Origin of the sequence: Microcystis sp. LEGE 08355, from assembly GCF_015207185.1 — a bacterium.
Classification (GTDB): domain Bacteria; phylum Cyanobacteriota; class Cyanobacteriia; order Cyanobacteriales; family Microcystaceae; genus Microcystis; species Microcystis panniformis.
On the sequence record NZ_JADEXI010000233.1, the window covers coordinates 1 to 6,793 of the forward strand.

Below are 6,793 nucleotides of genomic sequence, written 5' to 3' on the forward strand. Positions count from 1 at the left end.
GTAGCAATGTCAGGGATTAGGGAGGGGTGTGTGTTTTTTAGAAACATAGGGAAACAGACTCAAGAACCGCGTCGTATTATTATCGGAGATGTGCATGGCAGTTTTCAGACACTTTTGCGACTATTAAACCGAGTTGCTCCCGATAGTGAGGATGAGGTTTATTTTCTGGGAGATTTAATCGATCGAGGACAGCAGAGCTTGGAAGTGGTGGATTTTGTCATCAAAAATAACTACCAATGTCTCCTAGGAAATCATGAATATATGCTCTTAAAAGCTCTGACGGGAAAAGAAGTTTCTGAAAAATGGTTCAACGGCTGGATTGAGAGTGGCGGGGCGGCGACACTACTAAGTTACAATAACAATATACCCGCCGAGCATATCAATTGGTTTCAATCCCTACCCGCTTATTTAGACCTAGGAGATATTTGGTTAGTTCACGCGGGAGTACACCCAGAATATCCCCTTGAACAGCAAACAAACGAGCAGTTTTGTTGGATTAGAAATGAATTTCATACCATGACCCAACCCTATTTCAAGGATAAACTAATTATCACAGGTCATACTTTAACCTTTACCTTTCCCGATGTCAAACCGGGGCAACTAGCTCGCGGCAGCGGTTGGCTAGACATTGAAACTGGGGTTTATCATCCTCAAAGTGGTTGGTTAACTGCTTTAGATTGGACAAATCAATTAGTTTATCAAGTGCAGGCTCAAAATAAAAATTGTCGCACGATCCCTTTAGAAAAAGCGGTGGTTAATCTAGATATTGACCAGATTTCTCGTTACTCCTCCAGGGAAAGCTCGTCTAAACCGATGAATCTTTAATGGTGATCAGAAAAGAGAGGCCATAAAACCGGAAGGATCGGTTAAAATAGTTGATAATCTGATTAATACCCTTTTCTAATGACCCTTGAACTCTTATACCAAGCTTTCATCGAAACAATTCAACATCCTGACCCTGAGATAAATCTAGCTCGGGCAGCCCTACAAATAGCCAATTTTGAATATCCCCGTCTCAAAATTGATCACTATTTAAATAGAATAAATTTAATGGCTGACGAGGTAAAAAAACGCCTACCCGATAGATTATATCCTTTAAAAATAGTCAAGGTTATCAATCAATATTTGTTTGAAGATTTACAATTTACTGGTAATAACCAAGAATACTATGACCCCCGCAATAGCTACTTAAATGACGTAATTGATCGCCGCACGGGTATCCCACTCACTCTCTCGATTATCTATTTAGAGATTGCCAAACAGATCGATTTTCCCATGGTAGGAATTGGTATGCCCGGCCATTTTATTATCCGTCCCGATTTCGAGGAAGTGGAAATTTTTGTCGATCCCTTTCACGGTGGTGAAATCCTATTTAAACAGGACTGTCAAGAAAGATTAAGTCAAGTTTATCAACAGCCAGTTAAATTAGAAGAACATTTTCTCAATATTGCTACCAATCAGCAAATTTTATTGCGTTTGTTGACTAATTTAAAATATATTTACCTGAATCGTCAACAATGGTCTCAGACAATTCGGACAATAGATCTACTACTTTTGCTCATTCCTAATCATCCCCTAGAGCTGCGCGATCGAGGTTTAGTTTACTATCAAATTGGACAACTCAGCCAAGCGCAACAGGATTTAGGCTTCTATCTTGCCCTCCTACCCAACGCTCAAGATGCAGAATCCATTCGACAATTATTGCAAAAAATTAACTCTTAAGTCGCCAGCCTGATCAGTTATCAGTTATCAGTTATCAGTTATCAGTTAGCGGTATTAAATGAGGAGTATTAAATGACATTAATAGTGCTGTCTTTTCACTGATTACTGATTACTGTTCACTGAAAAATCCCCCAATCCTTTACTGATAAATGATAACTAAAATGACTATTAGCCCTTCCGTAACCACGAAAAAACTCAAAATCGGTCAACTGCGAAAAGTCCATCATATCGCTTTCAACGTCAAAGATATGGAGGCTTCTCGTCATTTTTATGGGGAAATATTAGGATTAGAGGAATTAGTGGGCGAAAAAATTCCCAGTACCTTAAAAGAATTAGTTGCCCAAGGAAAAGTGGCCAATTTTATCACCCCCGATGGTAAAGTAATTGACCTATTTTGGGAACCAGATTTAAACCCTCCCGACGACAATCCCGAAATCGCTTTTACCCGTGCCAATCATTTAGCCTTCGATATTGCCCCGGAATGCTTCGATTTTGCCCTAGAAGTGCTACAAAGTCAGGGAATTACTATTGCTAGTGGACCCGTGACCCGGCCGACTGGGAGAGGGGTTTACTTCTACGATCCCGATGGCTTTATCGTCGAAATTCGCTGTGATCCCGCATCTTAACGACTCAGAGGACGAAAATTGCCACGAAAAACCAGAAAAGTTAGGGTAATCGCTAATATAATCGCTGTTATCGCAATTAGAGGCAGAGAAATCTGTTTAACAGCGATCGCCAAAAAAGCCCAGATAAACACCCCGATAAAAGCCCGATCTTTTCTTTTTAAACCGACTAAAATCGCGATTATCGCCCCGATAACTAGGATTATTACCGTCCAGATTTGGTCAGTTAGACCCCATCGCTGCCAGTCGATCCAATCTAGCACCGAAGCGACGTTGACAATTGTGGCTACGCTAATCCAAGCGAAATAAATACTAATAGGAGCATTAACTAATAAACCCTGTTTACGATTGACAATCAAGCGATTAATTTCTAAGCGAAGATAAAGCTGGATGAGAGAAAATAAAATGCCTAGCATTGCCAGTAAAGACAGGGTAAAAAAACGCAATTGAAAGAAAATTACCCAGAGAATCTGACAAGCACTAGCGATGGCTAATTCGTAGCCTAACCGACGCAAACGCGGTTCAGTTTTATTAAAAGCCAAAGCTTGGTAAATTCCCAGACTAATTAAACCCAGATAAATTAATCCCCAGATCGCAAAAGCATAATTAGCGGGAATAATTAAGACATCTTGAAAAACTGTATTCGAGATAGCCCCGATATTTTCGCCCTTAAGAGGGAAAATATTAGCGAAAATATTGGTGATAAAAGCCCCTAGAATAGCAAATAAATTTAGTTCTTGTCGGAGACGATCTCGATCAAAATTCATAGGTCAATCAAAGACGGAAAACATCATTTCGCCCTGGGCGGCCAATTGCCCATCGACTCTTGCTTCCCCTTGCATTTTAGCAATTTTATTCATCTTGAAGGATAATAATTCCACCGTCATGATTAATTGATCCCCCGGCACCACAGGACGACGAAAACGGGTTTTATCAATGCCAGCGAAGGCAAAAAATTTCCCTTTCATCCCGGGTAATTGGGTCAAAATCACCCCCCCCACTTGGGCCATAGATTCAACAATTAACACCCCCGGCATCAAGGGACGACTGGGAATATGACCGGGAAAAAAAGGCTCGTTGATCGTGACATTTTTTAGGCCAACGGCTTTTTTACCTGGTACATAGTCAATAATCCGATCAACTAGGGCAAAGGGATAACGATGGGGCAGTAGTTGGCGAATTTCCTCGACGGTAAAGGTAGTTTTTATGACTGGTTCCAACTCGGTTAAGGCTTCGGTAACGATGGTCATGCAAGTCAAAAATTACAAGTGAGATCAGACATTATCTCATAATCAGTTATCAGTGATCAGTGATCAGTTATCAGTGATCACTGATAACTGATCAGATGAACGTAGGTTGGGTTGAAGCATGAAACCCAACGCCCGCTCATGTTACGCTACCGCTAACCCATCCCACAAATAATTGTGCCTCCCTACTTAGCTTAACCAATTAGGTTTTAGATTCGATCCTTGTTATCAGTTCACTCTTTACTGTTCACTGTTGACTGGAAATGGCTGACAGCCTTTTTAGTTGGGCATTTCAGTTAAACGAGCATTTTGATAATAATGGCTGAGAATGCGATCATAAGTCACCCCTTGGTCGGCGAGGGAAAAAGCACCCCATTGACTTAAACCGATCCCATGACCGAAACCGCGACCATTGATGGCAAAAGTACCGTTATCAGCTGAAATCGTGAATAGGGTACTACGCAGCTCCAGTATTCGCCGTAATTGGGTATCAGAGATTAATTTAGAGCCTTGATCGCCCACTATACGCATTCTAATCACTCGTCCGTGGGGAGTGATCCTTTCGGGAGATAGCGATCGCACGCGACCAACACCACCAATTAAACGGCCTAATTCCCTGGCACTAAAGTTTTTTGACCATTGAAATACTGGTGCGACTTGATCGTAATCGACGACACCGCGCAGGTAGGGTAAGGGGGAATTCCAAACATCCTCGACATTTTCCGTATGGCCCCCAGAGGAGGAGTGAAACACCGCTAGAATCGGTTTGCCGTTGAAACTCATAATTTGTCCGGCGGTGGCCTTAACTGCCTCGTGGGTGCTAGTAAACTCGCTTTCTAGACCCTTATAAACTTGGGTGCGGGTGGTAGTATCAAGATCGTAGATGCGATTGCCGGAAGTGTTCATTTGGTAGAGAGCATAGGTACGCGCCGCCACGGATTGGGCTTTTAAGGCCTCTTGCGGCCAGGAGGGAATCGCCTCCGCACCGACGACACTATAGAGATATTCCTCTAAATCGACTAAATTTAGGGCTGTCACCCCAGAACCCTGCCGAATGATCCTTGTTCGTCCTCGATACCAGCGATCATTAATCCAGACGTAACCATCATTCTCCGGTTCGATGATCAATTGACTGGCCTGCCAATCGGCCAAACCCACCGCTTTTCCTCTGGGATTAGCATTGAGGGCATTCATGGCGGTCAATTCTCCTAGGACTCTGCCAGCCCCATCTTTCACCACAGCATCGGTGGAACTGCCCACGGAGACGGCGCTAACACCTTTACTGATAGCAATGCGTAACTCGACAGCAGCTTGGACTGGAGCAATAATCAAAGCCCAAAAAACTAGGACGAGCCAACTATGGGCAGGCAGGCGCTGCAGGTAACTGCCCAGCAGTCTTGCTGTGTGTTTATTGGTCATGGGGATCGGACTCCTCACACAATCGATCGATAATCAATTTTACCCGGACTGGGATTTTTTTGCTACTCCTGTTCGGAAAAATTTTTCCTCCGTCACTTTTTCCCGATTGTCTGACAATTTTTCTGTCCTCTGGCCCCTGAATCGGCAAATTGCCTTATTTTGTCCGATTAATCGGGATTTATTCGGGTTAGTCGATTATTTTAAGTAGGTAGGCGTTAAAAATTATCAGATTTCCCCCCTTAATCGTAGGGTTGATTCATGAATCAACCCTACTATGAATCAACCCTAGGATTAAGGGGATTAAGGGGGGATCAAAGACAAAATCTATCTTCAACTTAATTATAACCACTTACTTAAGTAGTCCAGCAAAATTAATTTTCTAGGTTCGAGTGGACAATCGCCAATTCTTGCCGCCAAACTAGCAGGGATTTCTCCCAAGCTAGTTCCCATTTTTGCGCTAAAAAAGGTCGAGTATTTTTGCCCAAATTATAGGCGATGACAATCTCTTCCCAGAGAGAGGCTAAGGAAAGTGGGGAAGAAAATAAAGCTCCGAATAATCCCCCTAAAAGTAGGACAATAGCTAGAGGGCGACGAGTTTGACTTAATTCAAAAGCTTTCAGTTGCAATTCTCCCGTCACATCGACACCAAAACCCGTTACTATATGCCAGATATCGTGAGTTTGCCGTAGGCGAAGCAGCAGATAATCTGTATCGGAATTGACTTGAATAGACCGATAAAAATTAGGATCAAAATTGAGCCTCATTAGGTGAGTAGCATAATGATAACCCGGGGAATCCTCTGGGAGTTTCAGCAGGGTTTCTAAACAGGGACTAGCGGCCAGATATCTTTGGGCAATTATTTGAGCGGTAGCTCGATCGCTTTTTTTATAATTTTATATTTTATAACCCCCTATTATTCGAGTTCTTGAGGTTCAATAACCAACTTAATTCCCTGAATAATTAATTTGATTTTTTCCCGAGAAAGTCTTCCGATAGACTCCGTTAAAAGACGCTTATCAACCGTGAAAACCTGTGAAATATTAACAACACTGGATTCAGGTAAATTCCCTTCACCCTCATTCAATAAAACATTACCAATAGCTTTTGCTCGTCTCAAATTGGTTGTTAATGCACACACAATAACCGTCCCAATTTGGGACTGATTCAGAGCATCATTTTGCACCACAACACAAGGACGAAGATAAGCAGGTTCAGAACCTTGTGGTTCTCCTAAATCAATCCAATAAATCTCTCCTTGAAAAATCGTCATATTTACTCAGATAATTGACGTTGATGATGGCGTATTCCCTCTAACATTAAAGTTTCTGATTCGTCCAATCCATCACTATAAGCTTCATTCCAACTATCTATTAATGCTTGTTTAGTTTTTTTTTGATTATTCAATCCTAATTGTTGATGTAACTGCTCCAATAACCATTTTTTATCTTCAAACGAAAAATTTCGTAACTTTTGTTCCAGTTCAATAATTTGAGGGGATATCATAAAATTAACTCCATTTTTGAGCTATAGCGTTTCCTGTTCGCAAGAGGTACATTATCGATATTGAAAAGCTTAATCAGCAAAGGTTTAACTGTGCCACACAGGTATGAGAAACGCTATATATCATAATTCTAACAACAAAAAAGCACCCCCTTGCGGGAGTGCCTTTTCATTCAGACTAGGAATTAACCATTGATAGCAGGAGCGGTCAGAGCCACAGGAGCCTGTTCACCACTAGCTAAGTCTAAGGGGAAGTTGTGAGCATTGCGCTCGTGCATTACT

9 protein-coding genes and 2 pseudogenes are annotated in these 6,793 nt (G+C 41.9%); 4 read left to right on the plus strand and 7 right to left on the minus strand.

The window, feature by feature from the left end; all coding sequences use genetic code 11:
- Positions 1-30: 30 nt before the first annotated feature.
- From IQ242_RS12950 to IQ242_RS12960, 3 genes are all read left to right on the plus strand, one after another.
- Positions 31-825: a metallophosphoesterase family protein gene (locus IQ242_RS12950; protein WP_072924703.1), complete on the plus strand. Its 795-nt coding sequence runs from the start codon at positions 31-33 to the stop codon at positions 823-825.
- 78 nt (positions 826-903) lie between these two features.
- Complete coding sequence (locus IQ242_RS12955) at positions 904-1,722, plus strand: SirB1 family protein (protein WP_002765776.1); 819 nt, start codon at positions 904-906, stop codon at positions 1,720-1,722.
- 161 nt (positions 1,723-1,883) lie between these two features.
- A complete protein-coding gene (locus IQ242_RS12960; RefSeq protein ID WP_052275895.1) occupies positions 1,884-2,348 on the plus strand; it encodes a VOC family protein in 465 nt (154 codons plus the stop codon).
- On the opposite strand, the gene IQ242_RS12965 is transcribed toward IQ242_RS12960, so the two are convergent.
- The 3 genes from IQ242_RS12965 to IQ242_RS12975 form a co-directional block, all read right to left on the minus strand.
- On the minus strand, positions 2,345-3,112 hold the full coding sequence (locus IQ242_RS12965) for a tryptophan-rich sensory protein (protein WP_052275896.1): 768 nt from the start codon (positions 3,110-3,112) through the stop codon (positions 2,345-2,347). The genes IQ242_RS12960 and IQ242_RS12965 overlap by 4 nt on opposite strands.
- A 3-nt stretch (positions 3,113-3,115) precedes the next feature.
- Positions 3,116-3,595, minus strand: a complete 480-nt coding sequence (gene fabZ, locus IQ242_RS12970) for a 3-hydroxyacyl-ACP dehydratase FabZ (protein WP_002734156.1) — start codon at positions 3,593-3,595, stop codon at positions 3,116-3,118.
- 276 nt (positions 3,596-3,871) lie between these two features.
- Positions 3,872-5,011: a SpoIID/LytB domain-containing protein gene (locus IQ242_RS12975; RefSeq protein ID WP_193960255.1), complete on the minus strand. Its 1,140-nt coding sequence runs from the start codon at positions 5,009-5,011 to the stop codon at positions 3,872-3,874.
- On the opposite strand from IQ242_RS12975, the gene IQ242_RS12980 reads away from it, so the two are divergent.
- A complete protein-coding gene (locus tag IQ242_RS12980) occupies positions 5,010-5,219 on the plus strand; it encodes a hypothetical protein (protein WP_043995539.1) in 210 nt (69 codons plus the stop codon). The genes IQ242_RS12975 and IQ242_RS12980 overlap by 2 nt on opposite strands.
- A 163-nt stretch (positions 5,220-5,382) precedes the next feature.
- Here the strand turns inward: IQ242_RS12980 and IQ242_RS12985 are convergent.
- The 4 genes and pseudogenes from IQ242_RS12985 to IQ242_RS13000 all read right to left on the minus strand — a co-directional run.
- Positions 5,383-5,877, minus strand: a pseudogene (locus IQ242_RS12985) (Coq4 family protein); the annotation flags it as partial.
- Between the two features lie 47 nt (positions 5,878-5,924).
- Positions 5,925-6,281 carry a type II toxin-antitoxin system PemK/MazF family toxin gene (locus IQ242_RS12990; RefSeq protein ID WP_193960256.1) on the minus strand — a complete coding sequence of 119 codons (357 nt, stop codon included), beginning with the start codon at positions 6,279-6,281 and terminating at the stop codon, positions 5,925-5,927.
- Positions 6,282-6,283: 2 nt separating this feature from the next.
- On the minus strand, positions 6,284-6,514 hold the full coding sequence (locus IQ242_RS12995) for a hypothetical protein (protein WP_193960257.1): 231 nt from the start codon (positions 6,512-6,514) through the stop codon (positions 6,284-6,286).
- Positions 6,515-6,696: 182 nt separating this feature from the next.
- Positions 6,697-6,793: pseudogene (locus IQ242_RS13000) on the minus strand (photosystem Q(B) 2 domain protein); the annotation flags it as partial.

What these genes read in the sequence shown, in the direction of transcription:
- IQ242_RS12955 (WP_002765776.1), top strand. Translation starts at nt 904, where the DNA reads ATGACCCTTGAACTCTTATACCAAGCTTTCATCGAAACAATTCAACAT.
- IQ242_RS12960 (WP_052275895.1), top strand. Translation starts at nt 1,884, where the DNA reads ATGACTATTAGCCCTTCCGTAACCACGAAAAAACTCAAAATCGGTCAA.
- IQ242_RS12965 (WP_052275896.1), bottom strand. Translation starts at nt 3,112, where the DNA reads ATGAATTTTGATCGAGATCGTCTCCGACAAGAACTAAATTTATTTGCT.
- fabZ (WP_002734156.1), bottom strand. Translation starts at nt 3,595, where the DNA reads ATGACCATCGTTACCGAAGCCTTAACCGAGTTGGAACCAGTCATAAAA.
- IQ242_RS12980 (WP_043995539.1), top strand. Translation starts at nt 5,010, where the DNA reads ATGGGGATCGGACTCCTCACACAATCGATCGATAATCAATTTTACCCG.
- IQ242_RS12975 (WP_193960255.1), bottom strand. Translation starts at nt 5,011, where the DNA reads ATGACCAATAAACACACAGCAAGACTGCTGGGCAGTTACCTGCAGCGC.
- IQ242_RS12990 (WP_193960256.1), bottom strand. Translation starts at nt 6,281, where the DNA reads ATGACGATTTTTCAAGGAGAGATTTATTGGATTGATTTAGGAGAACCA.
- IQ242_RS12995 (WP_193960257.1), bottom strand. Translation starts at nt 6,514, where the DNA reads ATGATATCCCCTCAAATTATTGAACTGGAACAAAAGTTACGAAATTTT.